The sequence below is a fragment of the Streptomyces sp. NPDC087440 genome, assembly GCF_044744005.1.
In the GTDB taxonomy this organism is placed as follows: domain Bacteria; phylum Actinomycetota; class Actinomycetes; order Streptomycetales; family Streptomycetaceae; genus Streptomyces.
In genome coordinates this window covers 179,081-202,624 of sequence record NZ_JBIUXN010000004.1, presented here as the reverse complement: position 1 = coordinate 202,624, position 23,544 = coordinate 179,081, and the positions used below count along the sequence as shown (strand labels likewise).

The following is a 23,544-nucleotide window of genomic DNA, read 5'->3' as shown; positions in this document are numbered from 1 at the left end:
GCAGGAGAGTGGCGTAATGAAGCGCAAGCTCATCGCGGCGATTGGCGTCGCCGGCATGTTGGTCGGCGTTGCGGCGTGCGGTTCGGACACCAAGTCCGCCGGCGGCGGCGAAAAGGCGGCCGACACCAAGGAACTGACCGTCTGGCTCACTGTCGACGCACAGAAGAACTGGCCCGAGCTGGTCAAGTCCGCGGACGACGCGGTCACCAAGAAGTACCCGGGCCTGAAGATCAAGCACGAGTACTACGGCTGGCCGGACAAGAACGCGAAGCTGGACGCCGTCCTCGCCACGGACAACGCTCCGGACGTGGTCGAGATGGGCAACACCGAGATGCTCAGCTACATCGCCACCGGTGCCTTCGCCGAGGTCGACCCGAAGAAGTTCGACCAGTCCGACGCGTGGCTGGACGGCCTGAAGGCCTCCGTGACGTACGAGGGCAAGACCTACGGCGTCCCCTACTACGCGGGCGGCCGTGTCGGCACCTGGCGCAAGGACATCGCCGAGGAGGCCGGCGTCAAGGCGGCTCCGAAGACGTACAAGGAGCTCACCGACTCCCTGGAGAAGATCCAGAAGAAGAAGGGCGACAAGTTCAGCGCCTGGTACCAGCCCTCGCCGGACTGGTACGCCGCGATGTCCTTCGTGTACGAGGCCGGTGGCTCCATCGCGAAGGAGGAGGGCGGCAAGTTCAAGGCCAACCTCTCCTCGCCGGAGTCCCAGAAGGGCCTGACCGAGTACAAGAAGGTGCTCGACACCTACATGCACGCCGACAAGACCAAGGACGAGTCCGACCGTCCGGTCGTCTTCGGCCAGGGCAACTCGGCCATGATCTTCGGCGCCGGCTGGGAGGGTGCGACGGCCGCCACGAAGGAGAACGACAAGGTCGGCAAGCTCGACACCAAGCTTGAGAACTTCGTGATGCCCGGCCCGTCCGGCAAGGCCATGCCGGTCTTCCTCGGTGGCTCGGACCTGGCGGTGCCCGCCAAGTCCAAGTCGCAGGAGGCCGCCGCCGAGTGGATCAACGCCTTCACCGGCAAGGACGGCCAGAAGGTCCTCGCCGCCAAGGGCAACCTGCCCAACAACAAGACGGACCTCGCGCCGCTGAAGAACGACCCGAAGACGGCCGTTCCCGCCACCGCCGCCGAGTCCAGCTGGTTCGTGCCGATGGCACCGGGCTGGGGCCAGATCGAGAAGGCGCAGGTCCTCAAGACCATGCTCCAGGAGATCGGCACCGGCAAGAAGTCCGTCGCCGACGCGGCCAAGGTCGCCGACGCCGCGATCGACAAGGTCATCAACACCAAGTGACCCGCCAGCAGGGCCCCGCCGCTCGGCGGGGCCCTGCTGCCTGCCCGTGCCGAACCCTCCCGGGTCCCTGAGGGGAAGAGGGAGCAGCACGGCGCGAATGCAGTTGTACGAGAGGGATCGCTGAGGAGCGCGCGATGAGTGCCGCAGAGACAACCACCGCCAAGGTGCCGCCCACGCGGCAGGCACCGTCGCCGGGCAGCACCGGCGCCCCCGGGAAGAAGCCGGGCCGTATGACGAGAAACGGCACAGCCGCGGCTCCCTGGGCACTGCTCGCGCCCTGCCTCGTCGTGCTCGTCCTGGTTCTCGGCTACCCGCTGGTCCGCCTGGTCACCCTCTCCTTCCAGGACTTCGGGAAGTCCCAGCTGTGGGGCTTCAAGGAGACCACCTCGGTCGGCCTCGCGAACTTCACCAAGCTCTTCTCCGACAGCGAGTTCTGGGCCGTCGTGCTGCGCACGATCCTGTTCGCCGTCGGCGCGGTCGTCTTCACGATGGTCGTCGGCATGATGATCGCCCTGCTGCTGCAGAAGGTCGCCGGCTGGGTCAAGATCCTCATCAACGTCGCCCTGATCGCCAGCTGGGGCATGCCGATCGTCGTCTCCACCACCGTCTTCAAGTGGATGTTCGACAGCGACTACGGCGTCCTGAACTACCTCCTCGACAAGCTCCCGGGCGTCGAGATGAGCGGCCACAACTGGTTCGCCAGCGGCCCCCAGGGCCTCGCGGTCATCATGCTGCTGGTCGTCTGGGGCGCGGTGCCGTTCGTCGTCATCACCCTCAGCGCCGGACTCACCCAGGTCCCCAAGGAGCTGGAGGAGGCCGCCCGGCTCGACGGCGCGGGCGCCGTCAAGGTCTTCCGCTACGTCACCCTCCCCATCCTCAAGCCGATCATCGTGATGCTCACGACGCTCTCGCTGATCTGGGACATGGGTGTCTTCCCGCAGGTCTTCGTGATGCGCAACGGCCACCCCGAGGCCGAGTTCCAGCTGCTCACCACCTACTCGTACGACAAGGCCTTCGTGGTCAACGACTACTCCGGCGGCTCGGCGATCGCCCTGGTGACCGTCCTGCTCCTGCTCGGCGTCGTCGCCGTCTACATGCGTCAGATGCTCAAGATCGGAGAGGTGGAGTGACCACGACCGCAGCGGCTCCCGCCGTCACCACCGCCACGTCCACCGCCTCCGGCAAGGCCGCCAAGCCGCGCCGCAAGAAGACCAAGCTGGGCTGGAACCTGATCGGCCTGCTGGTCTTCGTGACCGCCGGGTTCCCCGTCTACTGGATGCTGAACACCGCGTTCAAGCCCGCCAAGGACGCGATCGACCCCAACCCGCACTTCTTCCCGACCGAGTTCACCCTGGACAACTTCACCCGGGCGTTCCAGGTCTCCGACTTCTGGGGTCCGGTCGGGCGCAGCCTGATCGTCTCGCTGGTCGTCGTGGTCATCGGCATGATCGTCGGCCTGCTGGCCGCGCTCGCCATCTCCCGGTTCGCCTTCCGCGGCCGCAAGGCCGTCATCGTCGGCATCCTCGCGGTCCAGATGGTCCCGCTGGTCGCCATGATCATCCCGGTCTTCCTGCTGCTGAACGACCTCGGGCAGTACGACAAGCTCACCGGCCTGATCATCACGTACCTGACCTTCATCCTGCCCTTCACGGTGTGGACGCTGCGCGGTTTCATCGTCAACATCCCCAAGGAGCTGGAGGAGGCGGCGATGGTCGACGGCTGCACCCGCACCTCCGCCTTCGTGCGGGTCGTCTTCCCGCTGCTGGCCCCGGGCATCGTCGCCACCTCGGTCTACGGCTTCATCCAGGCCTGGAACGAGTACCTGTACGCCCTCATGCTGATGAGCCAGCAGAACCAGACGGCCACCGTGTGGCTCGGCAACTTCACCACCAAGCAGGGCACCGAGTACGCACCGATGATGGCCGGCTCGACCATGATGGCCGTGCCCATCGTGATCCTCTTCCTCATCGTCCAGCGCAAGATGGCCGCAGGTCTGACGGCCGGCGCAGTGAAGGGATGACCTCACCCATGACGACGCTCATCACCCGCTCGGACACCGTCACCCGGGACGCCCTCGCCGTCCTGCAGCCCGGCTTCACCGGCACCTCCGCCCCCGACTGGCTGCTGCGCAGCGTCGGCGAAGGCCTCTCCTCCGTCGGCCTGTTCGGCCGCAACATCGCATCCCCGGAGCAGCTCGCGGCCCTCACCGCCCAGCTGCGCGCCGAGCGCGACGACGTGCTGGTCGCCATCGACGAGGAGGGCGGCGACGTCACCCGCCTCGAAGTGCGCGGCGGCTCCTCCTTCCCCGGCAACCTCGCCCTCGGCGCGGTCGACGACGTGGCCCTGACACGTGACGTCGCCCGCGAGCTGGGCCGCCGCCTGGCCGCGTGCGGCGTGAACCTCAACTGGGCCCCGTCGGCGGACGTGAACTCCGACCCTGGCAACCCGGTCATCGGCGTCCGGTCCTTCGGCGCCGACCCGGAGCTCGTCGCCCGGCACACGGCCGCGTACGTCGAGGGCCTCCAGGCCTCCGGCGTCGCCGCCTGCACCAAGCACTTCCCGGGGCACGGCGACACCAATGTCGACTCGCACCACGACATGCCCCGCATCGATGTGGGCCTGGACACATTGCACGCCCGTGAACTGGTCCCTTTCCGGGCTGCGATCGCCGCCGGTTCCAAATCGGTCATGAGTGCGCATATTCTTCTCCCTGCGCTCGACCCCACCCGTCCCGCGACTCTCAGCCCGCAGATCCTGACCGGTCTGCTCCGGGAGGAACTGGGCTACCAGGGGCTGATCATCACGGACGGCATGGAGATGCAGGCCATCTCCGCGACGTACGGAATCGAGCGCGGCTCCGTCCTGGCGATCGCCGCGGGCGCCGACGCGATCTGCGTCGGCGGCGGCCTCGCCGACGAGGAGACCGTCCTGCGCCTGCGCGACGCGCTGGTGGCGGCGGTCCGCTCCGGTGAACTGCCGGAGGAGCGGCTGGCGGACGCGGCCGCGAGGGTTCGCTCCCTCGCGACGTGGACGCAGCAGGCCCGTGAGGCTTCGGGGCCGGGCGCGGAAGTGCAGGAGGGGACCGCGCCCGGCAACGAGAACCACGAGACCATCGGCCTGGTCGCCGCCCGCCGTGCCGTCACCGTCACCCGCGCCCCGGGCGCCACCCCCGTCACGTCCGCGCCGTACGTCGCCGCGCTGACCCCGGTCGCGAACATCGCGGTGGGCGACGAGACCCCGTGGGGCGTCGCCGCCGACCTGGCGCGGCTGCTCCCGGGCACCGAGACGGGCACCTTCGACGCGGAGACCGGCTCGGCCGAGGCCGTCCTGGCCGCCGCGGGGGAGCGCCGGATCGTCGCCGTCGTACGGGACGAGCACCGTCACCCGTGGATGGCGGCCGCCCTGGACGCACTCCTGACGGCCCGTCCGGACACGGTCGTGGTCGAGATGGGCGTGCCCCAGTCGACCCCGCGCGGCGCGCTGCACGTGGCCACGCACGGCGCGGCGAGGGTCTGCGGCGAGGCGGCCGCGGAGGCCATCACGGGCCGCTAGCCACCCCGCACACCCGAAAGGCCGGGCCCCCACTGCGGGGGTGCCCGGCCTTTCGTATGCGGTGGGTCCGAGGCTCACAGCCCCGGCTGCGGTGCGTCCGGGGCTTACAGCCCCTGCCACACCGGCTTGTTGGCGTAGGTGTGACGGAAGTAGTCCGCCAGCTTCAGCTTGGAGGCGGCGGCCTCGTCGACGACGACGGTCGCGTGCGGGTGCAGCTGGAGCGCGGAGGCCGGGACGAGCGCCGAGAGCGGGCCCTCGACGGTCTGCGCGACGGCCTCGGCCTTGCCCTCGCCGGTGGCCAGCAGGACCAGGTGGCGGGCGTCCAGGATGGTGCCGATGCCCTGGGTGATGACGTGGCGCGGGACCTGGGCGGTGTCGCCGTCGAAGAAGCGCGCGTTGTCGTCGATGGTCTGCTGGGTCAGCGTCTTGATGCGGGTGCGCGACGCCAGCGAGGAGCAGGGCTCGTTGAAGCCGATGTGCCCGTCGGTGCCGATGCCCAGCAGCTGGAGGTCGACGCCGCCGGCCTCGGCGAGCGCCTTGTCGTACGCCAGGCACGCGGCCTGGACGTCCTCGGCGGAGCCGTCGGGGCCGAAGAAGGACGCCTCGGTCAGCCCCAGCGGCTCCACGACCTCGCGCAGGACGGTCGCGCGGTAGGACTCGGGGTGCCCGGCGGGCAGGCCCACGTACTCGTCGAGCTGGCAGATCCGGGCCTGGGACGCGTCCACCTCACCGGCGGCGACCTTGGCGGTCAGGGCCTGGTAGATGGGCAGCGGGGACGAACCGGTGGCGACACCGAGCAGGGCGTCGGGCTTGCTGCCCAGCAGGTTCGCGATGCTCTGCGCGATGAGCTCGCCGCCCGCCTTGGCGTCCGGAACGATGACAACTTCCACGCTGATGCCTGCCTGTCTGTGTGGGAGTGAGGAGACCGTCCGCCGGTGGTTCCGAGGGGGGCCGAACGATCTATGGTATAGACCAATCTAGCAGAGGAGGGGCCCTCCCACCTGTCCTTCCGCGGGCCGCGGGCCGTCCTTCCACTGGCGGCTGTGTGAACTCCCATGGTCGACTGACCCCGAGCATTCGTCACCTTGAGCAGCCTTGTACGAGGCAGGTCCGGGAGGTCCGCCATGTCGCCCGTAGAACGACCGGCGCAGGGGATGTCCGCCCCTTCCCCCTCCCCGGCCTCTTTCGCGGAGCGCCCGGGCCGCCTGATGTCCGCCGAGATGCTGGAGCAGCCCGCGGTCCTGCGGCGCATCCTGTCCGACGCCGCCCCGCGCATCTTCGAGACCGCCCAGTCGATCGCCGCGCGAAGCCCCCGGTTCGTCCTCCTCACGGCACGCGGCACCTCCGACAACGCGGCCCTGTACGCCAAGTACCTGCTGGAAATCCAGATGGGCCTGCCCTGCGGCCTGACCTCGATGTCGACGACCACCGCCTACGGCGCCCGCCCCTCCCTCCGCGACGTCCTCGTCATCACGGTCAGCCAGTCGGGCGGCTCCCCGGACCTGGTGGCCTCCACCCGCGCGGCCCGTGAGGCCGGGGCCCTCACCCTCGCCGTCACCAACAACCCCGATTCCCCCCTCGCGGCCGTCTCCGAACACCACATCGACATCCTGGCCGGCCCGGAGAAGGCCCTCCCCGCCACCAAGACGTACACGGCCTCCCTGCTCTCCCTCTACCTCCTCGTCCAGGGCCTCCAGTCCCGGGACGGCACCGGCACGGCCGCTGCCCTGCCCGACCTCGCGGCCACGATCCTGGCCCGCCAGGAGGAGGTCCGCGCCCTGGCCGCCCGCTACCGCTTCGCCGAACGCATGGTCATCACCTCGCGCGGCTACGGCTACCCGACGGCCAAGGAAGCCGCCCTCAAGCTGATGGAGACCAGCTACATCCCCGCCCTCTCCTACTCCGGCGCGGACCTCCTCCACGGCCCCCTCGCCATGGTCGACAACATCTCCCCGGTCATCGCCGTCGTCACCTCCGGCAAGGGCGGCGAGGCCCTCCAGCCCGTCCTGGACCGCCTGCGCGGCCGGGGCGCGGACCTGTTCGTGGTCGGACCCGCCTCCCAGGTGGCGAAGGCCTCCTCGGGCTTCGCCGTCCCGACGGACACCGTCCCCGAGGAACTCCAGCCGATCCTGGACATCCTCCCGCTCCAGCTCCTGGCGTACGAGGTCACCATCGCCCGGGGGCAGGACCCGGACGCGCCGCGCGCCCTCGCGAAGGTGACGGAGACCCGGTAGAGGGCCCTCGGCCGCGCCCCGGTGCCCCTACGCCAGCGATCCTCCCGTCGCGTCCATCCAGTGGCCCGTCACCCAGCGCCCCTCGTCCGAGGCCAGGAACGCCACGACGTCCGCCACGTCGGAGGGCTCCCCGACCCGTCCCAGCGCCGAGTGCGCGGCCGCCGCGGCCCACGCGCCCGTGTTCTCCTCGCCGCGCAGCCACCCCGCGTTGACGTCCGTGTCGACGATCCCCGGCGCGACCGAGTTGACCGTGATCCCGCGCGGGCCGAGCGTCTTGGACAGGTCCCGGGTGAAGACGTCCAGCGCACCCTTCGTCATCGCGTACGCGATCGCGTCCGGCATCGCGGCCCGCCGCGCCAGCCCCGACGAGATGTTGATGATCCGGCCCCCGTCCCGCAGTCGCTCCGCCCCCAACCGGGCCAGGAAGAAGGGCGCCTTGACGTTCACCGCGAACAGCCGGTCGAACTCCGCCTCCCCGATGGCGGCGAAACCGGTCGACGCCCCAATGCCCGCGTTGTTGACCAGGATGTCCAGCCCGTCCGCCTGCTTGTCGAACCGCGCCCAGAGCGCCGCCGCGTCCCCCTCGGTGCCCAGTTCCTGCCTGATGGCGAAGGCGGACCCGCCCGCCTCCTCGATCGCCACGACGACCTCCTTCGCGGCGGTCTCGTTCGTGCCGTAGTGCACGGCGACCCGCGCCCCGTCCCGGCCGAGCCGCTCCGCGATACCCCGCCCGATGCCCCGGCTGCCGCCCGTGACCAGTGCCGTCCTGCCCTCAAGTCGCTTGAGCGTGCTCATGGCTGCGCCCCCCTCTTTCCGTAGTGGTCGTTACAGAAAGAACCGTAGCAGCAAATAACTAGTGGGCGCTATAGAATGTGGGTCATGGCGACGAAACAGCGCGGCAGGCCCCGCTCCTTCGACCGGGAGACGGCCCTGGAGAAGGCCACGATGGCCTTCTGGGAGCACGGTTACGAGACGACCTCGGTCGCCGACCTCACCCGCGTGATGGGCATCGGTGCCCCGAGCCTGTACGCGGCGTTCGGCGACAAGCAGGCGCTCTTCGCCGAGGTGGTGGGCGTGTATGCGGAGACGTACGGCGCCTTCGGCACCCACGCCCTGGCGGAGGAGCCGACCGCCCGCGGTGCCGTCGGCCGACTCCTGCACGAGGCGGCGACGGAGTACACCGACCCGGCGCACCCGCGCGGCTGCCTGATGATCTCCGCCGCGGTCAACTGCTCGACGCCCGACGTGGAGCAGGCGCTGCGGGAGCGCCGCAGCGCCAACATCGCCGCCCTCGCCTCCCGCATCCGTGCCGACCTGGCCACCGGCACGCTCCCGCCCGGCACCGACCCCGACGCCTTGGCCCGCTTCTCCGGCGCGGTCCTCCAGGGCATGTCGCAGCAGGCCCGCGACGGGGCGGACCGGGAGGAGCTGGAGGCGGTGGCGGCCCTGGCGATGAGCGCCTGGCCGCAGGAGACGGCGGAAGTGCCGCGGAAGGCGGCGGAAGTGCCGCAGAAGGTGGCGGAAGTGCCGCAGGAGGCAACGGAAGTGCCGCGGAAGGCCGCGCGAGAGCCGTAGAAAGCAACGTAAAAGCCGCCGAAATACCCGCGGGCCACGGCGCCCGGCGGGACCCTCAGCCCACCCGGCACCGCAGCCCGGAGTTGCATCGGCCGGCGGTGTGCGGTGCCTCCGGCCGTGAGGAGGGGCGGACGCAGTCAGGGCAGAGAGCGCCAGTCCCTCGATTTCACCCTCCTGTGCGGGGAGGATGAAGCTATTGCCCGGCCATTGTGGACTAGACCACTAAGCCCTGTCTACGCCTGTGCACGGCCGGTTGTCGCACAGGTTACGGGTATGTTCGACCCCGTGCCCTCCATGAACGATCTCGTACGCCAGCACACCGCCCTCAGTGAGTCCGACCTTGAGTGGCTCCACCTGCTGGTCTCGGAGTGGCAGTTGCTCTCCGACCTGTCCTTCGCCGACCTCGTGCTGTGGGTCCCGACCCTCGACGGCACCCGTTATGTCTCCGTGGCGCAGATGCGGCCGAACACCGGCCCCACCTCCTACCACGACGACATGGTCGGCCACCTGGTCCCGCGCGGCCGCCGCCCGCTGCTCGACGCCGCCCTCGACGAGGGCCGCATCGTGCGCGAGGGCGACCCGGAGTGGCGCGAGGAGGTCCCGGTGCGGGTGGAGTCCATTCCCGTACGCCGCGAGGGCCGCGTCCTCGGCGTCATCGGCCGCAATACGAACCTCCTCACGGTCCGCACCCCCAGCCGCCTGGAGCTCACCTACCTCCAGAGCGCCTCCGACCTGGCCCAGATGATCGCCGCCGGATCGTTTCCCTTCCCCGGCCAGCAGGTCGACATGGACGCCTCGCCGCGCGTCGGCGACGGGCTGATCCGCCTCGACGCCGACGGCATCGTCCAGTACGCCAGCCCCAATGCCCTCTCCGCGTACCACCGCCTCGGCCTCGCCTCCGACCTGGTGGGCCATCACCTCGGCCAGGCCACCGCCGAACTCGCCCCCTCCCGCGGCCCGGTCGACGAAGCCCTGGTCAAGCTGGCCAGCGGCTACGCGCCCCGGGAGACCGAGGTCGAGGGCAGCGGGGGAGTGATCCAGCTGCGCGCCATCCCGCTCAAGCCCAAGGGCACCCGGATCGGCTCGCTCGTCCTGTGCCGGGACGTCACGGAACTGCGCCGCCGAGAGCGCGAGTTGATCACCAAGGACGCCACCATCCGGGAGATCCACCACCGGGTGAAGAACAACCTCCAGACGGTCGCCGCCCTGTTGAGACTCCAGTCCCGAAGGATGGACTCCGACCAGGGGCGCGAGGCGCTCAACGAGGCCGTGCGGCGCGTGGGTTCGATCGCGATCGTCCACGAGACGCTGTCCCAGAACCTGGACGAGCGCGTCGAGTTCGACGAGATCGCCGACCGGGTGCTGGCGATGGTCGCCGAAATCTCCCCCGGAAAGGTGACCTGCCGTCGGACCGGACGCTTCGGCATCCTCGACGCGGAGGTCGCCACTCCGCTCTCCATGGTCCTGACGGAGGTTCTGCAGAACGCCCTGGAGCACGCCTTCGCCCCCGGCGACGAGGGCACCGTCGAGGTCTCCGCCGTGCGCGGCGGCACCTCCGCCGAGGCCCGGCTGCTGATCACCGTGCTGGACGACGGCTGCGGGCTGCCCGAGGGCTTCGACCCGAAGAAGGCCGGGAACCTGGGGCTCCAGATCGTCCGGACGCTGGTCGAGGGCGAGTTGGGCGGGACCTTCGACATGGTCCGAGGTCCCGAGCGCGGGACGCGGGTGGTCCTGGACATCCCGGTGCGGCCGCAGAAGTAGTCCCCGTACAGAAGCAGAAGCAGAAGCAGCCCCGTACGGAAGCAGTCCCCGTACACGAGCGAACAGACCAAGCGAAGAGCCCCGGACCGAGGTGACGGTCCGGGGCTCAACTGCTCACGCTTTACTGCGCATTGGGGGGTACTGCGCGCTGCGATTCGGGGGCGGTGACTGCATACGCGCTGTATGCGCCGCCGAGCTCAGGCTCGAAGCAGGGTGGGTCAGGCGGTCGCGTTGCGCGCCCGGTTGCGAGCGGCGCGGCGCTTCATCGCGCGGCGCTCGTCCTCGCTGAGGCCACCCCAGACACCCGAGTCCTGGCCGGACTCGAGCGCCCACTGCAGGCACTGCTCCATGACGGGGCAGCGGCGGCAGACGGCCTTGGCTTCCTCGATCTGCAGCAGCGCAGGACCGGTGTTGCCGATGGGGAAGAACAGCTCCGGGTCTTCCTCACGACAAACGGCGTTGTGACGCCAGTCCATGGCTGCTACCTCTCCTTGTGACATGCACGTTGCTTGTGAATGTGAACGCTTTCACGAATCCCCTCACAGGGGAAGGGCCGACTTCCAGCGAACACTGGTTGTGGTCCTGAGTGTGAGGAGGGATTCTGGTTCTCAGGGAGGCCGGTGTTGCGGGCCGTCCCGATCGCCATGAAGAGACTCGCAAACCTCGTCGGCGGATACAACCCCTTCCGAGAAGTTTTTTTTGATTCCTCGGTGTCGGCTAGGTCACAGCCGTACTTCCATGGGGTGGATGGCAGTCCGTACGTTCGAGATAAAGGACTTTAGGCCCTTCCACTCACACAATCACACGCAGTGCACGGCGAACGCCTGTGAACGCGACGCTCGTACGCAACCCCAGGTGGTCACCGTCCATTTGAAGGGGCAGTGGCACCTTCGAATGCAAGGTGAAGTCCGTCAGGTCATGGAGCGTGACGGCGTGCTTCCCGTGCGGGCCGCGCTCCGGTGTGGAGGTGAGGAGCTGCGTCGCATAACGGGTGACCGCGGGGGTGGAAAGACGGCTGAGGCCCAACACGTCGAGCGCGGTCTCGAAGGACGCCTCCGGGGAGGCGTACAGCGGACGATTCCCCAGGTAGGTCCAGGGGGAGGTGTTGCAGACTATCGACAGAACGAGGTCGGTCACCGGGTCCTCACCGGGCCTCTCCAGAGAAATCACACCCTGCCTGCGATGCGGTTCCTCAAGGAATTGCCGGACCACCTGACGCAGATAGAGGGCGTGCGTGGAGCGTTTTCCGCGTTCCCGCTGCTGTTCGACCCGGCCGATGACGCCGGCGTCGAATCCAAGACCGGCACAGAAGGTGAACCAGCGTTCCGGAACGGCTTCGTCCTCCGTTCCCGGTACGCCCTTTGTGAGCCCGAGGCTCACTGTGCGTTCGCTTCCGGTACGCAGCGCGTCCAAAAGCGCTCCCGTCGCCTCTACGGCGTCATTGGGAAGACCGAGCGCGCGGGCGAAGACATTCGTGGAACCGCCGGGGACGACCGCGAATCCGGGAAGCCGTTCGGGATCGGGACCGTCGTGCAGCAGCCCGTTGACGACCTCGTTGACGGTGCCGTCGCCGCCGAGCGCGACCACCAGATCGACCGTGTCAGCGTTGTCGGCGGCCCGTCGGCCGAGGTCGCGGGCGTGCCCCCGGTACTCGGTGGTGACCGTCTCCAGCTTCATCTCGCTGGCCAGGGCGTGGATCAGGACGTCCCGGGTGCGGGCACTGGTGGTGGTTGCTGCCGGATTGACCACGAGAAGTGCGCGCATGCGGTGCAGGTTACCGGGGTGGGGATGTGAAGGTCGGAGCGAGGGGTTCGAGTGCTGGGTCACGCAGTGTCTCGTTACCCTGCAGGAGTGAGTAAAAAGTCCGTACGGAAGTCCGTCGCGAAGCCCGCAGCCCAGCCGGAGGCCCCGCTGCCCGAGTCGCCGGTCGTGCCGCACCCGCGTGAGTCCCGGCCGGCCCGGCTGGGCGTCGCCGCCGCACTGGTGGCCGTGGAGGGCCTCGCGCTGGTCGCCGTCGGTCTGTACATGCTGGTGATGGGGCTGTTCGGCAGCCCGGACCGGCCCGAGCAGGCCGAGATGGGCGGGCTCACCCTCATCGCGCTGGCCGTGCTGCCGCTGCTCGCGGCGAACGGGCTGCGGCTGCGCCGGAGCTGGAGCCGCGGTCCCGCCGTGATCACGCAGCTGATGGCGCTGCCCGTCGCGTACACCCTGATGACCACCGACGCCGCCTTCTCGATCCCGGCGGGCATCGCGCTGGGCGTGCTCGCCGTGGTCTCGCTGGCGCTGCTGCTGAACCCGGCCGTCGTGGACGCCCTGGGCATCAAGAGGGGCCCGCGCGGCGCCTGAGCGCCGGGCGGGCCCCGTCCCGTACGACGTGCTGCCCGGGTTACTCCTCGACGAGGAGCTTCTCGCGGAGCTGGGCCAGGGTGCGGGCCAGCAGCCGGGAGACGTGCATCTGGGAGATGCCGACCTCCTGGGCGATCTGCGACTGGGTCATGTTGCCGAAGAAGCGCAGCAGCAGGATCTTCTTCTCGCGCGGCGGCAGGTCTTCGAGCAGCGGCTTGAGGGACTCGCGGTACTCGACGCCCTCCAGCGCCACGTCCTCCGCGCCCAGGGTGTCGGCGACCGCCGGGGACTCGTCGTCCGTGTCGGGGACGTCCAGGGACAGCGTGGAGTACGCGTTGGCCGACTCCAGGCCCTCCAGGACCTCCTCCTCGGAGATCGCCAGGCGCTCCGCCAGCTCGTGCACGGTCGGCGAGCGGCCGTGCTGCTGGGAGAGCTCCGCCGTCGCCGAGGTCAGCGAGAGCCGCAGCTCCTGGAGGCGGCGCGGCACCCGTACCGCCCAGCCCTTGTCGCGGAAGTGCCGCTTGATCTCGCCGACGACCGTCGGAGTCGCGTACGTCGAGAACTCGACGCCCCGCTCCGGGTCGAACCGGTCCACCGACTTGATCAGCCCGATCGTGGCGACCTGGGTGAGGTCGTCCAGCGGCTCGCCCCGGTTGCGGAAGCGCCGCGCCAGGTGCTCGACCAGCGGCAGGTGCATCCGCACCAGACGGTTGCGCAGCTCCGCCTTCTGGGGGGAGCCGTCCGGCAGACCGCGCAGCTCGATGAAGAGCAGCCGGGCACCCGAGCGGTCCCGGGGATTGGGGGCCTCGGCGTCGGCGCGCTCCCGGTGGGGCTCGGGCACGTCGGAGGCACCGCCGTGCGTCTCGCCCGCCGCGCCCCCGGCCGCGGCCGGGTCCTTGACCTGCCCCTGGTCCCGGACCTCTGGGGAGGTCGTGTCGTCGACGTACTCGTTGTCGCGCTTCTCGTCGCTCATCTGGTCCGCCGCCCGCTCTGCCGCCTGAGCCTCTTCCGCCGGGTGCGGGCGGGCCTGCTGCTCAGGAATCCCGTTCAGCGCCCGCCTGCTGCGCTCCTCGTCCCGCACCGGCCCGTCCCCGCTCATACCGGACCGGGACCCGCGCCGCGCTGTTTGTACAGGCTGATGCTGACCGTACGGTCGTCGGCGACGGTCGCGTCGACCTTGCCGGCGAGTGCGGACAGCACCGTCCACGCGAACGTGTCGCGTTCGGGGGCGCGGCCGTCGGTGGTGGGCGCCGAGACCGTCACTTCCAGTGAGTCGTCCACCAGCCGGAACACACAGCTGAGGACGGAGCCGGGCACGGCCTGCTGGAGCAGGATCGCGCACGCCTCGTCGACCGCGATGCGCAAGTCCTCGATCTCGTCGAGGGTGAAGTCCAAACGCGCTGCGAGGCCGGCCGTGGCCGTGCGCAGCACCGACAGGTAGGCACCCGCAGCGGGCAGCCGGACCTCCACGAAGTCCTGGTTCCCGGGCTCGCCTGCGATAGGGGACACCCTCACCTCCAAGGTGGCACAAGCGGTACGTCTCTTACGTCTATCGCCGGTGACGCTATCGCGATCCGCCGCCCCGTGTCGCCGGACCCCCTGCCCGGCGAGATGTCACACATGGTAAGCCCATGCGTACGCACAGTGGCTAGGGGTGTGCGGGGCCCAATTGGACGGCACCGATGAGGGGTTGACGTACCCACGCCCCGCACGATCGAACCCGTCCGGGGCGGGTGAACCGGCTCAGACGATCGATCCGTCGACGAAGCACCAGCGCCAGCTCTCGCCCGGTTCGAAGCTGCGCATCACCGGGTGGCCGGTGTCGTCGAAGTGCCCGGTGGCGTGCCGGCCCGCGGAGGAGTCGCAGCAGCCGACGTGCCCGCAGGTGAGGCAGAGACGCAGCTGTACGGGGTGGGTACCGGCGGCCAGGCACTCCGGGCAGGTGTCGTTCAGCGGCTCGGGGGCGGGGTGCGGCAGCTCTTCGACATGCGGACAGTCGTTCATGGGAGCCATTGTTCATGAAGTATTGGGTGCGCGACGTGCCGTGGAGGAGAAGGGCGGGCCGGTTCGATGGATGCGACACCTCTGCTGGCGTTGATCGCGGTGAGCGCGGCGGTGGCCGGGCTCGCCCGGCGCACCCCGGTGCCCGCCCCGCTGCTGCTCGTGGCCGTGGGCATCGCCGCCTCCTTTGTGCCGGGGGTGCCCGAGTACACGCTCGACCCGCACATCGTGCTGCCGCTGCTGCTGCCGCCCCTGCTGCACACCGCCGCGCTGGAGAGCTCGTACCTGGACCTGCGGGCGAGCGTGCGGCCGGTGGCGTTCCTGTCGGTCGGGTACGTGCTGTTCGCGACGGTGGTGGTGGGGTGGCTGGTCCACCTGGTCGTCCCGGGGCTGCCGCTGACCTCCGCCCTGGTGCTCGGGGCGGTGATCGCGCCGCCGGACGCGGTGGCGGCCACCGCGATCGCCCGCAGGCTGGGGCTGCCGGCCAGGACCACGGCGATCCTCCAGGGGGAGTCGCTGGTCAACGACGCCACGGCCATCACCGCGTACAAGGTCGCCCTGGCGGCGGCGGTCGGGGAGGGCGCGAGCTGGAGCGCGGGCGTGCAGGAGTTCCTGGTGGCGGCGGTCGGCGGGGTGGGGGTGGGACTGCTTCTGATGGTGCCGCTGCACTGGCTGCGGACCCGGCTGAAGGAGCCGATCCTGCAGAACACCCTGTCGCTGCTGATTCCCTTCGTCGCCTATGCGACGGCCGAGTACGTGCATGCGTCCGGGGTGCTCGCGGTGGTGGTCGTCGCGCTCTTCCTCGGGCACCGCTCGTGGCAGGTGGACTTCGCGACCCGGCTCCAGGAGGCGGCCGTCTGGAAGATGGTCTCCTTCGTGCTGGAGTCGGCCGTCTTCGCGCTGATCGGGTTGCAGCTGCCGGTGGTGCTGGAGGGGCTGGGACCGTACGAGGGCGGGGCGGCCCTCTGGTACGCCGTCGTGGTGTTCCTGCTGGTGGTGGCGGTGCGCTTCGTGTGGGTCTTCCCGGCGACCTATCTGCCGAGGCTCTCGGAGCGGGTCAGGAGGCGCGAGCCCGACACGAAACTCTCCGCTCCGTTGATCGTGGGGTGGGCGGGGATGCGGGGCGTGGTGTCGCTCGCGATCGCCTTCTCGATCCCGATGACGGCGCAGGGGGAGCCGTTCCCGGGGCGGAACCTGATTCTCTTCCTGACGTTCACGACCGTGATCGGGACGCTGGGCGTGCAGGGGCTGACGCTCGCCCCGCTGATCCGGGCGCTGAAGGTGACGGGGCGGGACACGTACGCGGCGACGCTGGCGGAGGCGCAGGCGCAGAGCGAGGCGTCGGCGGCGGCCGACGCACGCCTCGACGAGCTGCTGGCGGACCCCGCCAACGCCCTGCCGGGCCCGCTGGAGGACCGGCTGCGCACGGTGCTGGAGCGGCGGCGCAACGCGGTCTGGGAGCGGCTCGGGGCGGTCAACGAGGAGACCGGGGAGTCGGCGGACGAGACGTACCGCCGGGTGGCCCGGGAGCTGATCGACGCGGAGCGGGCGGTGTTCGTGGAGCTGCGGGACACGCGGCGGATCGACGACGAGATGCTGCGCACGCTGCTGCGGAGGCTGGACCTGGAGGAGGCGGCGGGGTGGCGGGAGGAGGAGTAGGGCGTGCGGGTCCTGCGGGGGCCTGAGGGCGTGGGGCTGCCTCGGTCCGGCGGGCGGGCGGGCTGGGTCGGCGGGTAGGGGGCGGCCCCGGTCCGGCGGGCGGGTGGCCCGGTCCTACGGGTTCTACGGGGCCCTACGGGCGGCCCGGTCCCGAGGGCATGGGGCGGCCCGTTCCTACGAGTCCTACGGGCGCCCCGTGACGACCGCCGTCAGCCGCGTCCCCGGCCGGAAGGCGCCCCGCGCCGTCAGCGCGGCCAGCGCGTACAGCAGCTTCGCGACGTAGACCGGCTCGACGGGCAGCCCGTGCCGGGCCTCGAAGTCCGCCGCGAAGGCGAGCAGCTCGGGCGAGGTGCGGGCGTACCCGCCGCAGTGGAAGCCGTCGGCGAGGGACCAGTCGCCCCGGCGCCCCCCGAAGGCGGCGCTCTGCAACCGTTCGACCTCCCCCTCCAGGAAGCCGCCCTTGAGCACGGGCACGCCGATCGCCCGCTGGTCCGGGGCGAGCCCGGCCGCCAGGCCCGCGAGGGTGCCGCCCGTGCCGCAGGCGACCGCGGCCACGTCCGTCACGCCGTGCAGCTCCCGGCCGAGCTCGGTGCAGCCCCGGGCGGCGAGCGCGTTGCTGCCGCCCTCGGGGACGACGTACGCATCGGGGAATGGCGTGGCGGGCAGCAGCGCGGCCAGGTACGCCGGGTCCGAGCGGCGGCGGTAGTCGCTGCGGGAGACGAAGTGCAGCCGCATGCCGTCCGCCGCGCACCGGGCGAGGGAGGGGTTGAGGGGGCGGTCGGCGAGCTCGTCCCCCCGGACCACGCCGACGGTCGGGATGCCCAGCAGGCGGCCCGCGGCGGCGGTGGCGCGCAGGTGGTTGGAGTACGCGCCGCCGAAGGTGAGCAGGGGGCGGCCCTGGGCCGCGCGGAGGTTGGGGGACAGCTTGCGCCACTTGTTGCCCGGGAGGTCCGGGTGGATCAGGTCGTCCCGCTTGAGGAGGAGCCGTACGCCGTGCTCGTCGAAGCGGGGGTCCCGCACGGGGACGAGGGGCGAGGGCAGGGCGGGACGCAGGTCGGCAGGCACGGGGCCATTGTCCTGCGCCTGCGCCTGTGCCGACCTGCCGGAATGCCGCCCCCGGCCTACTTCAGCCGGTCCCGGACCCGGTCACGCATCCAGTCCATGGCGAAACCCTTGGGGTCGACCTTGCCCGGCTGCCACTCCAGGTGGCCGATGACCGAGCGGGAGCTCCAGCCGTGGGCCCGGCAGATCGCCGCCGAGACGCGTTCGATCGCCTCCAGCTGGGCGTCGGGCCAGGGGTCCTTGCCGTCGCCGAGGTTCTCGCACTCGAAGCCGTAGAAACGCGCGTTGCCGTCGGTGTTGGCCTCGTTGTCCGCCGGGAGCCGCTTCTCGGCGATGACCGCGCGCAGTACGTCGTCGTCGCCGAGGCCCGCGTGGTTGGCCCGGCCGTAACCGACCAGGTGGACCCGGCCGTCCTTGGCGATGACGCCGTGGCAGAGCGGGCCGGGCAGGCCCGCGTGGCCGTCGCGGCAGATCGCGACCGTCGCGTCGGTGCCCCGGGTGACCGTGTGGTGGATCATCACGCCGTGCACCGGACCCCACGGGCCGTGGCCGTGCCGGTTGTGGGTGCGCCAGTCGCCGACCTCGACCACGGTCACCCCCTCGGCGCGCAGTGCGGACAGGAAGGCGTCGGCGGAGAGGGGGTTGGCCATGGGGCTCCTCCAGAGGGGTGGCAGTGGCTTGTTTCGCTTGCCCTGCTTCCGGTGCTTGCACCGCTTCTACCGGAAGATCACCCTCCGTAACAGCCGTTCGTACGGTGTGCGAGCCGATCCGGACACCCGGCCACAGGTCAGGCCGCCGCGAGCCAGAGGTCCGGGCCGAAGACCTCGTAGTGGATGTCCGCGGCGGGGATTCCCCTGGTCAGGAGCTGGGAGCGGACCTCCCGCATGAAGGGCAGCGGCCCGCACAGGTACGCCTGCGTGCCCACGGCGATCTCGACGTCCGCGAGGTCGACCCGGCCGGTGCGGTTCGCCGGGTGACCGGGCTCCGGGTGCTCGTAGAAGAAGTGGGCCGTGGCCGAGGGCAGCTTCTCGGCCAGCAGCCCGTGGTCGGTGCGCAGGGGGTGCGCGGCGGGGGAGCGGTCGGCGTGGACCACCGTCACCGGTGCGGTGTGCCCGGTCGCCGCCAGGTGCTCCAGCATCGAAACCATCGGGGTGCAGCCGATGCCCGCGGAGGCCAGCAGGACGGGGGCCCGGCCGTCCTGGAGGACCAGGTCGCCGTACGGTGCGGAGACCCGCAGCCGGTGGCCCTCGCGCACGTGCGTGTGCAGGTGGGACGACACCTCGCCGTCGCCGACCCGCTTGACGGCGATGGTGCGCAGTGCCGCGCCGGGCGCCGAGGAGAGGCTGTACTGCCGGATCTGCCGTGCCCCGTCCGGGAGCTCCACCTGCACGGAGACGTACTGTCCGGGCTTCGCGGCGGGCATCGGCGCCCCGTCCGCCGGGCGCAGCTGGAAGGTGGCGACCTCCGCGGTCTCCTCGATCCGCCCGGTGACCTCCCACTCCCGCCAGGTGTCGCCCTTCAGGACGCCGTGCTCCGCGTACAGCCGGTCCTCGATCGCGATGAGCGCGTTCGCCATCAGCCAGTACACCTCGTCCCAGGCCGCCGCGACCTCCGCCGTCACGGCGTCCCCGAGCACCTCGGCGATGGCTGCGAACAGGTGCTGGTGGACGACCTTGTACTGGCCCGCCGTCACACCGAGTGACGCGTGCTTGTGCGCGATCCGCGCCAGCATCGCGTCCGGCCGCTCGTCGGGCCGCTCCACCAGGTGCGTGGCGAAGGCGGCGATCGACCCGGCGAGCGCCTGGCGCTGGGTGCCGGCGGCCTGGTTGCCCCGGTTGAACAGGTCGCGCAGCAGCTCCGGGTGGGCGGTGAAGAGGTTCTCGTAGAAGAGCGCGGTGATGTCCTCGATCGCCGCACCGACGGCGGGGAGGGTGGCGCGGACGGTGGCGGTGGCGTTCTGGGAGAGCATTCCGGGACTCCTTGCGAGGCGGGGCGAGGTTAATTGGTATCTGAGAGTCGTATTTTTGGGTGCGGAGAGGCGAGGTCGTACGGGAACGGATCGGCCGGAAATGGCCGGTAACGGGCGGTCAGTCCATCGTCCGCGTCGCCGACAGCCCCAGCAGCAGCGGCCCCGTCGGCGACCCGGTGAGCGTGTCCACCGTCAGCGGGTCCAGCGAGGCGAAGAACGCCTCCTGGGCCTGCCGCAGCGCCCCGCGCAGCGTGCACGCCGACCGCAGCGGGCACGGCGAGTCCCCCTCGCAGTCGACGACGTCGCCGGGCCCTTCGAGTTCCCGCACCACCGCGCCGACCGACGCCGACCGACCCGCCTCGGTGAGCGCGAGCCCGCCGCCGCGGCCCCGGCGGGCCTCGACCAGGCCGAGGTGTTGGAGCCGGGAGACCACCTTCGCGGTGTGCGTGTACGGGATCTCCATGGCCGTCGCCACCTCCCGGGTGGTGGGCAGGTCGCCCTTGTCGACGGCCAGGCGCATCAGGACGCGCAGTGCCAGGTCGGTGAATCTCGTCAACCGCATGGCTTCACGCTAAGTAACTTGCATCTCAAATGCAACTTAAGCGGTCCGGGGGTCCCGGGCGTCCCGGGAGCCCCGGGAGGGTCAACCCGGCGCGCGGGATTCCCCCTTCTCCGGTGATCTAGTCACACTCTTTTGTGTAATGGCGCCGCGACTCCCCGTGCTGAAAGGCTTCTGCCGCAGGTCAGCAGATACGCCGTGAGAGGGAGTCAGATGTCGGTCGAGGCAGGTTCCGAGGTCCGCGAACAGCAGGTGCCGCCGCAGCAGAGTCTCGGTACGGCCGCCGCGCGGAACTTGGCGACCACCACCAAGTCCGCCCCGCAGATGCAGGAGATCACCTCCCGCTGGCTGCTGCGGATGCTCCCCTGGGTGCAGGTCCAGGGCGGCGCGTACCGGGTCAACCGCAGGCTGAGCTACTCGGTCGGGGACGGCCGGGTGGAGTTCGTGCAGACCGGCAGTCAGGTGGCCGTCATCCCGGGCGAGCTGGGCGAACTGCCCGCGCTGCGCACCTTCGGCGACCAGTCCGTGCTCCAGGAGCTCGCCCAGCGGTGCGAGCAGCGGGAGTTCGACGCCGGGGACGTCATCGCGAGCGAGGGCGACAGCGCGGACACCGTGTACCTGCTGGCGCACGGCCGCGTCGAGAAGATCGGGTCCGGTCCGTACGGCGAGGAGCAGGTGCTCGGCGTCCTCGCGGACGGCTCGTACTTCGGCGACCAGGCCCTCGTCGAGGAGGACGCCTCCTGGGGGTACACCGCGAAGGCCGCCACCGCGTGCACGGTCCTCGCGTTGAGCCGGAACAACGTACTGACGCTCGCGGACCGCGCGGAGTCCCTGCGCGACCATCTCGCCTCCGTCCGGGACCTGCCGCGCCAGCGCACCAACAAGTACGGCGAGGCCCCCATCGACCTGTCCGCAGGACACGTCGGCGAGGCCCTGGTCCCGCACACCTTCGTGGACTACGACGCGGCTCCGCGCGAGTACGAACTCTCCGTCGCGCAGACCGTCCTGAAGGTCCACACCCGTGTCGCGGACCTCTACAACCAGCCGATGAACCAGACCGAGCAGCAGTTGCGGCTCACCGTCGAGGCGCTCCGCGAGCGCCAGGAGGACGAGCTGGTCAACAACAAGGAGTTCGGCCTCCTCGCCAACTGCGACTACGGGCAGCGCCTCCAGCCGCACGACGGCGTGCCCAGCCCCGACGACCTGGACGAGCTGCTGTCCCGGCGGCGCGGCAACAAGTTCTTCCTGGCCCACCCGCGCGCCATCGCCGCGATCGGCCGCGAGTTCAACAAGCGCGGCCTGGTGCCCGACAGCGTCGACGTGGGCGGCAACCAGATCCCGGCCTGGCGCGGCGTCCCGATCTTCCCGTGCAACAAGATCCCGATCAGTGACGCCCGGACGACCTCGATCATCTGCATGCGTACGGGACTTGAGGAGCAGGGCGTCATCGGCCTGCACCAGACCGGACTCCCGGACGAGATCGAGCCCAGCCTCTCGGTGCGCTTCATGGGCATCGACGAGCAGGCCCTCATCTCGTACCTGGTGACCGCCTACTACTCGGCGGCCGTCCTGGTGCCGGACGCGCTGGGCGTGCTGGAGAACGTGGAGATCGGCCGCTGGCGCTAGTCACCGGCGGGAGGAGGGGACGGCCCGAGGGGGTAAGAGGGGTGGACGGGGGTGTGGTCGCGCAGGGGCGTCGACACCCCCCGGTACGGAGGGAGTTGGCATTGACGATGACCACGACCCGGGCAGCAGGCGACACGGGCGGCCCGGAGGGTGCCGCCGAACTCCTCGCCCGTACCAGGGCCGCCGTCGATCCCCGGCTGCGGGAGACGGTCGACTCGCTGCCGGGGCAGATCCGCCGCATCGCCCGGTACCACTTCGGCTGGGAGCAGGCCGACGGCACCGCGACCTCGGCCCACGCGGGCAAGGCGATCCGGCCCGCCCTGGTCCTGGCCGCCGTGCACGCGCTCGGCGGAGACACCCGGAGCGCCGAACACGCGGCGGCCGCCGTCGAGTTGGCGCACAACTTCACACTGCTGCACGACGACGTGATCGACGAGGACCCGACCCGCCGGAACCGGCCCACGGCCTGGACGGTGTTCGGCATCCCCGACGCGATCATCGCCGGTGACGCGATGTGCGCGCTGGCCCTGCGGGTGCTGGCCGAGGACCCGCACCCGGCCGCCCAGCAGGCCTCGGCCCGGCTGTCGGCCTGCATCGTCGAGCTCTGTGCGGGCCAGCAGGCGGACTGCGCGTTCGAGAACCGGGCGCCGCAGGACGTCACCATCGCCGAGTGCCTGACCATGGCCGAGGCGAAGACCGGCGCCCTGCTCGGCTGCGCCTGCGCGATCGGCGCACTGTACGCGGGGGCCGCACCGGACGAGGTCGAGGCGATGGACGCCTTCGGCCGCGAGGCCGGCCTCGCCTTCCAGCTCATCGACGACCTGATCGGCATCTGGGGCGACCCCGCCCACACCGGCAAGCCCGCCGGCGCCGATCTGGCCGCCCACAAGAAGTCGCTGCCCGTCGTGGCGGCGATGGCCTCCGGCTCCCCGGCCGCCGCCGAACTGGCGGAGCTCTACCGGGGTCCCGCCATGGACGCCGCCACGGTACGTCGAGCCGCCGACGCCGTGGAACGGGCCGGGGGCCGGGACTGGGCGCAGAGCCAGGCCGCCGACCGCATGGCCAGGGCCGTGCACCACCTCTCCAGGGCGGTGCCGGACCTGGCCGCGGCCGACGACCTGCTCGCGCTCGCCGAGTTCGTGACGCGCCGCACGCGCTGAACCGTGGGGGAGGGGCCCGCCGGGGAATTCCGGCGGGCCCCTCCCCGTACACCCAACTCTGCGATCATGGGCGTTCGTTGAGCACGGACGTCCGCCGCAGCGGTGCGGGCGGGGATACGGAGACGAGCATGGGCGTACGGATACGGCAGGCGACCGCGGCGGACCGGGAGGCGGTGCTGCCGCTGGTGGACGCGGCGTTCCGGGGCGACCCGGTGAGCCAGTGGATCTTCCCCGGGGCCGCGCACTACGACCGGGTGCACGGCCAGATGATGGGGGCCTTCTTCGACCTGGTCCTCAAGCACGGCTGGGTGGACGTCACCGAGGACCTGTCGGCCGTCGCGATGTGGCTGCCCACCCCGGCGGGCGTGCCGGAACCGGACGACGGGCCCGCCCAGCTGCGCGCCGCCCTCGACCCCGACAACGTACGCGTGGAACTGGTCGGCACGATCACCGCCGCCCACCACCCGCACCACCGCGAGCACGCCTACCTGTGGATCATCGCCGTGGACCCCGAGCGGCAGGGCGAGGGCCTCGGTTCCGCGCTGATGGCGCCGGTGCTGGAGAAGTGCGACCGGGAGGGCACGGCCGCGTACCTGGAGGCGAGCAGCGGGCGCAGCCGGGAGCTGTACCGGCGCACCGGCTTCGTGGACATCGGGCAGCCGCTGCGGCTGCCGGACGGGGGGCCGCTGATGTACCCGATGTGGCGCGAGCCGCAGACCTTCCCGCAGAAGTAGGCG

Annotated in this window: 23 protein-coding genes; 12 read left to right on the top strand and 11 right to left on the bottom strand. The window is 71.0% G+C overall.

Annotation, left to right across the window (positions count from 1 at the left end):
- Nucleotides 1–16 precede the first annotated feature (16 nt).
- The 4 genes from ACIO3O_RS11990 to ACIO3O_RS11975 all read left to right on the top strand — a co-directional run bounded on the left by ACIO3O_RS11990 (nucleotide 17) and on the right by ACIO3O_RS11975 (nucleotide 4,855).
- Nucleotides 17–1,303, top strand: a complete 1,287-nt coding sequence (locus ACIO3O_RS11990) for an extracellular solute-binding protein (RefSeq protein WP_401744730.1) — start codon at nucleotides 17–19, stop codon at nucleotides 1,301–1,303.
- A 134-nt stretch (nucleotides 1,304–1,437) separates the two neighbouring features.
- Nucleotides 1,438–2,433, top strand: a complete 996-nt coding sequence (locus ACIO3O_RS11985) for a carbohydrate ABC transporter permease (protein ID WP_401744729.1) — start codon at nucleotides 1,438–1,440, stop codon at nucleotides 2,431–2,433.
- An 86-nt stretch (nucleotides 2,434–2,519) separates the two neighbouring features.
- Entirely contained in the window at nucleotides 2,520–3,323 is an 804-nt protein-coding gene (locus ACIO3O_RS11980) for a carbohydrate ABC transporter permease (protein WP_401744899.1), read from the top strand.
- Nucleotides 3,324–3,331: 8 nt separating this feature from the next.
- Nucleotides 3,332–4,855 (top strand): glycoside hydrolase family 3 protein, encoded by a 1,524-nt coding sequence (locus tag ACIO3O_RS11975; RefSeq protein WP_401744728.1) that lies wholly within the window; start codon nucleotides 3,332–3,334, stop codon nucleotides 4,853–4,855.
- A gap of 104 nt (nucleotides 4,856–4,959) precedes the next feature.
- Here ACIO3O_RS11975 and nagB read toward each other — a convergent pair whose 3' ends face one another.
- On the bottom strand, nucleotides 4,960–5,745 hold the full coding sequence (nagB, locus tag ACIO3O_RS11970) for a glucosamine-6-phosphate deaminase (protein WP_401744727.1): 786 nt from the start codon (nucleotides 5,743–5,745) through the stop codon (nucleotides 4,960–4,962).
- Nucleotides 5,746–6,009: 264 nt separating this feature from the next.
- Here nagB and ACIO3O_RS11965 point away from each other — a divergent pair, with 264 nt between their 5' ends.
- Nucleotides 6,010–7,089: an SIS domain-containing protein gene (locus ACIO3O_RS11965; RefSeq protein ID WP_401744898.1), complete on the top strand. Its 1,080-nt coding sequence runs from the start codon at nucleotides 6,010–6,012 to the stop codon at nucleotides 7,087–7,089.
- 27 nt (nucleotides 7,090–7,116) lie between these two features.
- Here the strand turns inward: ACIO3O_RS11965 and ACIO3O_RS11960 are convergent, their stop codons facing one another.
- The gene (locus ACIO3O_RS11960; RefSeq protein WP_401744726.1) at nucleotides 7,117–7,884 is read right to left on the bottom strand and encodes an SDR family oxidoreductase; all 768 of its coding nucleotides are present in this window, start codon (nucleotides 7,882–7,884) and stop codon (nucleotides 7,117–7,119) included.
- A gap of 84 nt (nucleotides 7,885–7,968) precedes the next feature.
- Between ACIO3O_RS11960 and ACIO3O_RS11955 the strand changes: the two genes are divergently transcribed.
- Complete coding sequence (locus ACIO3O_RS11955) at nucleotides 7,969–8,664, top strand: TetR/AcrR family transcriptional regulator (RefSeq protein ID WP_401744725.1); 696 nt, start codon at nucleotides 7,969–7,971, stop codon at nucleotides 8,662–8,664.
- Nucleotides 8,665–8,958: 294 nt separating this feature from the next.
- The gene (locus ACIO3O_RS11950) at nucleotides 8,959–10,425 is read left to right on the top strand and encodes a sensor histidine kinase (RefSeq protein ID WP_401744897.1); all 1,467 of its coding nucleotides are present in this window, start codon (nucleotides 8,959–8,961) and stop codon (nucleotides 10,423–10,425) included.
- A 218-nt stretch (nucleotides 10,426–10,643) separates the two neighbouring features.
- Here the strand turns inward: ACIO3O_RS11950 and ACIO3O_RS11945 are convergent, their stop codons facing one another.
- Both ACIO3O_RS11945 and ACIO3O_RS11940 read right to left on the bottom strand, forming a co-directional pair.
- Nucleotides 10,644–10,901: a WhiB family transcriptional regulator gene (locus tag ACIO3O_RS11945; RefSeq protein ID WP_004937597.1), complete on the bottom strand. Its 258-nt coding sequence runs from the start codon at nucleotides 10,899–10,901 to the stop codon at nucleotides 10,644–10,646.
- A 316-nt stretch (nucleotides 10,902–11,217) separates the two neighbouring features.
- Entirely contained in the window at nucleotides 11,218–12,189 is a 972-nt protein-coding gene (locus ACIO3O_RS11940; RefSeq protein WP_401744724.1) for a diacylglycerol/lipid kinase family protein, read from the bottom strand.
- A 147-nt stretch (nucleotides 12,190–12,336) separates the two neighbouring features.
- On the opposite strand from ACIO3O_RS11940, the gene ACIO3O_RS11935 reads away from it, so the two are divergent.
- The gene (locus tag ACIO3O_RS11935; RefSeq protein ID WP_401744896.1) at nucleotides 12,337–12,771 is read left to right on the top strand and encodes a hypothetical protein; all 435 of its coding nucleotides are present in this window, start codon (nucleotides 12,337–12,339) and stop codon (nucleotides 12,769–12,771) included.
- A gap of 40 nt (nucleotides 12,772–12,811) precedes the next feature.
- On the opposite strand, the gene ACIO3O_RS11930 is transcribed toward ACIO3O_RS11935, so the two are convergent.
- The 3 genes from ACIO3O_RS11930 to ACIO3O_RS11920 all read right to left on the bottom strand — a co-directional run bounded on the left by ACIO3O_RS11930 (nucleotide 12,812) and on the right by ACIO3O_RS11920 (nucleotide 14,775).
- Nucleotides 12,812–13,870 (bottom strand): RNA polymerase sigma factor SigF, encoded by a 1,059-nt coding sequence (locus tag ACIO3O_RS11930; protein ID WP_401744723.1) that lies wholly within the window; start codon nucleotides 13,868–13,870, stop codon nucleotides 12,812–12,814.
- Nucleotides 13,867–14,280: an anti-sigma regulatory factor gene (locus ACIO3O_RS11925; protein WP_401744722.1), complete on the bottom strand. Its 414-nt coding sequence runs from the start codon at nucleotides 14,278–14,280 to the stop codon at nucleotides 13,867–13,869. The genes ACIO3O_RS11930 and ACIO3O_RS11925 overlap by 4 nt, the downstream gene beginning before the upstream one ends.
- Before the next feature lie 234 nt (nucleotides 14,281–14,514).
- Nucleotides 14,515–14,775: a UBP-type zinc finger domain-containing protein gene (locus ACIO3O_RS11920; RefSeq protein WP_401744721.1), complete on the bottom strand. Its 261-nt coding sequence runs from the start codon at nucleotides 14,773–14,775 to the stop codon at nucleotides 14,515–14,517.
- A gap of 66 nt (nucleotides 14,776–14,841) precedes the next feature.
- On the opposite strand from ACIO3O_RS11920, the gene ACIO3O_RS11915 reads away from it, so the two are divergent.
- Nucleotides 14,842–16,431 carry a Na+/H+ antiporter gene (locus ACIO3O_RS11915; protein ID WP_401744720.1) on the top strand — a complete coding sequence of 530 codons (1,590 nt, stop codon included), beginning with the start codon at nucleotides 14,842–14,844 and terminating at the stop codon, nucleotides 16,429–16,431.
- A gap of 183 nt (nucleotides 16,432–16,614) precedes the next feature.
- Here ACIO3O_RS11915 and ACIO3O_RS11910 read toward each other — a convergent pair whose 3' ends face one another.
- The 4 genes from ACIO3O_RS11910 to ACIO3O_RS11895 form a co-directional block, all read right to left on the bottom strand.
- Nucleotides 16,615–17,496 carry a 1-aminocyclopropane-1-carboxylate deaminase/D-cysteine desulfhydrase gene (locus ACIO3O_RS11910; RefSeq protein ID WP_401744719.1) on the bottom strand — a complete coding sequence of 294 codons (882 nt, stop codon included), beginning with the start codon at nucleotides 17,494–17,496 and terminating at the stop codon, nucleotides 16,615–16,617.
- A 56-nt stretch (nucleotides 17,497–17,552) separates the two neighbouring features.
- On the bottom strand, nucleotides 17,553–18,143 hold the full coding sequence (locus ACIO3O_RS11905) for an N-acetylmuramoyl-L-alanine amidase (protein ID WP_401744718.1): 591 nt from the start codon (nucleotides 18,141–18,143) through the stop codon (nucleotides 17,553–17,555).
- Nucleotides 18,144–18,280: 137 nt separating this feature from the next.
- Nucleotides 18,281–19,462, bottom strand: coding sequence for a globin domain-containing protein (locus ACIO3O_RS11900; protein WP_401744717.1), 1,182 nt, complete (start codon nucleotides 19,460–19,462; stop codon nucleotides 18,281–18,283).
- Nucleotides 19,463–19,580: 118 nt separating this feature from the next.
- Nucleotides 19,581–20,024: an RrF2 family transcriptional regulator gene (locus tag ACIO3O_RS11895; protein ID WP_401744716.1), complete on the bottom strand. Its 444-nt coding sequence runs from the start codon at nucleotides 20,022–20,024 to the stop codon at nucleotides 19,581–19,583.
- Between the two features lie 210 nt (nucleotides 20,025–20,234).
- On the opposite strand from ACIO3O_RS11895, the gene ACIO3O_RS11890 reads away from it, so the two are divergent.
- The 3 genes from ACIO3O_RS11890 (at nucleotide 20,235) to ACIO3O_RS11880 (ending at nucleotide 23,541) form a co-directional block, all read left to right on the top strand.
- Complete coding sequence (locus tag ACIO3O_RS11890) at nucleotides 20,235–21,647, top strand: family 2B encapsulin nanocompartment shell protein (RefSeq protein WP_401744715.1); 1,413 nt, start codon at nucleotides 20,235–20,237, stop codon at nucleotides 21,645–21,647.
- A gap of 107 nt (nucleotides 21,648–21,754) precedes the next feature.
- Nucleotides 21,755–22,807 carry a family 2 encapsulin nanocompartment cargo protein polyprenyl transferase gene (locus ACIO3O_RS11885; protein WP_401744714.1) on the top strand — a complete coding sequence of 351 codons (1,053 nt, stop codon included), beginning with the start codon at nucleotides 21,755–21,757 and terminating at the stop codon, nucleotides 22,805–22,807.
- A 128-nt stretch (nucleotides 22,808–22,935) separates the two neighbouring features.
- Nucleotides 22,936–23,541 (top strand): GNAT family N-acetyltransferase, encoded by a 606-nt coding sequence (locus ACIO3O_RS11880; protein ID WP_401744895.1) that lies wholly within the window; start codon nucleotides 22,936–22,938, stop codon nucleotides 23,539–23,541.
- Nucleotides 23,542–23,544 lie beyond the last annotated feature (3 nt).

What these genes read in the sequence shown, in the direction of transcription:
- ACIO3O_RS11930 (WP_401744723.1), bottom strand. Translation starts at nt 13,870, where the DNA reads ATGAGCGGGGACGGGCCGGTGCGGGACGAGGAGCGCAGCAGGCGGGCG.
- ACIO3O_RS11905 (WP_401744718.1), bottom strand. Translation starts at nt 18,143, where the DNA reads ATGGCCAACCCCCTCTCCGCCGACGCCTTCCTGTCCGCACTGCGCGCC.
- ACIO3O_RS11945 (WP_004937597.1), bottom strand. Translation starts at nt 10,901, where the DNA reads ATGGACTGGCGTCACAACGCCGTTTGTCGTGAGGAAGACCCGGAGCTG.
- ACIO3O_RS11990 (WP_401744730.1), top strand. Translation starts at nt 17, where the DNA reads ATGAAGCGCAAGCTCATCGCGGCGATTGGCGTCGCCGGCATGTTGGTC.
- ACIO3O_RS11965 (WP_401744898.1), top strand. Translation starts at nt 6,010, where the DNA reads ATGTCCGCCCCTTCCCCCTCCCCGGCCTCTTTCGCGGAGCGCCCGGGC.
- ACIO3O_RS11900 (WP_401744717.1), bottom strand. Translation starts at nt 19,462, where the DNA reads ATGCTCTCCCAGAACGCCACCGCCACCGTCCGCGCCACCCTCCCCGCC.
- ACIO3O_RS11895 (WP_401744716.1), bottom strand. Translation starts at nt 20,024, where the DNA reads ATGCGGTTGACGAGATTCACCGACCTGGCACTGCGCGTCCTGATGCGC.
- ACIO3O_RS11985 (WP_401744729.1), top strand. Translation starts at nt 1,438, where the DNA reads ATGAGTGCCGCAGAGACAACCACCGCCAAGGTGCCGCCCACGCGGCAG.
- ACIO3O_RS11950 (WP_401744897.1), top strand. Translation starts at nt 8,959, where the DNA reads ATGAACGATCTCGTACGCCAGCACACCGCCCTCAGTGAGTCCGACCTT.
- ACIO3O_RS11885 (WP_401744714.1), top strand. Translation starts at nt 21,755, where the DNA reads ATGACCACGACCCGGGCAGCAGGCGACACGGGCGGCCCGGAGGGTGCC.
- ACIO3O_RS11915 (WP_401744720.1), top strand. Translation starts at nt 14,842, where the DNA reads ATGGATGCGACACCTCTGCTGGCGTTGATCGCGGTGAGCGCGGCGGTG.
- ACIO3O_RS11890 (WP_401744715.1), top strand. Translation starts at nt 20,235, where the DNA reads ATGTCGGTCGAGGCAGGTTCCGAGGTCCGCGAACAGCAGGTGCCGCCG.
- ACIO3O_RS11955 (WP_401744725.1), top strand. Translation starts at nt 7,969, where the DNA reads ATGGCGACGAAACAGCGCGGCAGGCCCCGCTCCTTCGACCGGGAGACG.
- ACIO3O_RS11960 (WP_401744726.1), bottom strand. Translation starts at nt 7,884, where the DNA reads ATGAGCACGCTCAAGCGACTTGAGGGCAGGACGGCACTGGTCACGGGC.
- ACIO3O_RS11940 (WP_401744724.1), bottom strand. Translation starts at nt 12,189, where the DNA reads ATGCGCGCACTTCTCGTGGTCAATCCGGCAGCAACCACCACCAGTGCC.
- ACIO3O_RS11975 (WP_401744728.1), top strand. Translation starts at nt 3,332, where the DNA reads ATGACGACGCTCATCACCCGCTCGGACACCGTCACCCGGGACGCCCTC.
- ACIO3O_RS11920 (WP_401744721.1), bottom strand. Translation starts at nt 14,775, where the DNA reads ATGAACGACTGTCCGCATGTCGAAGAGCTGCCGCACCCCGCCCCCGAG.
- ACIO3O_RS11880 (WP_401744895.1), top strand. Translation starts at nt 22,936, where the DNA reads ATGGGCGTACGGATACGGCAGGCGACCGCGGCGGACCGGGAGGCGGTG.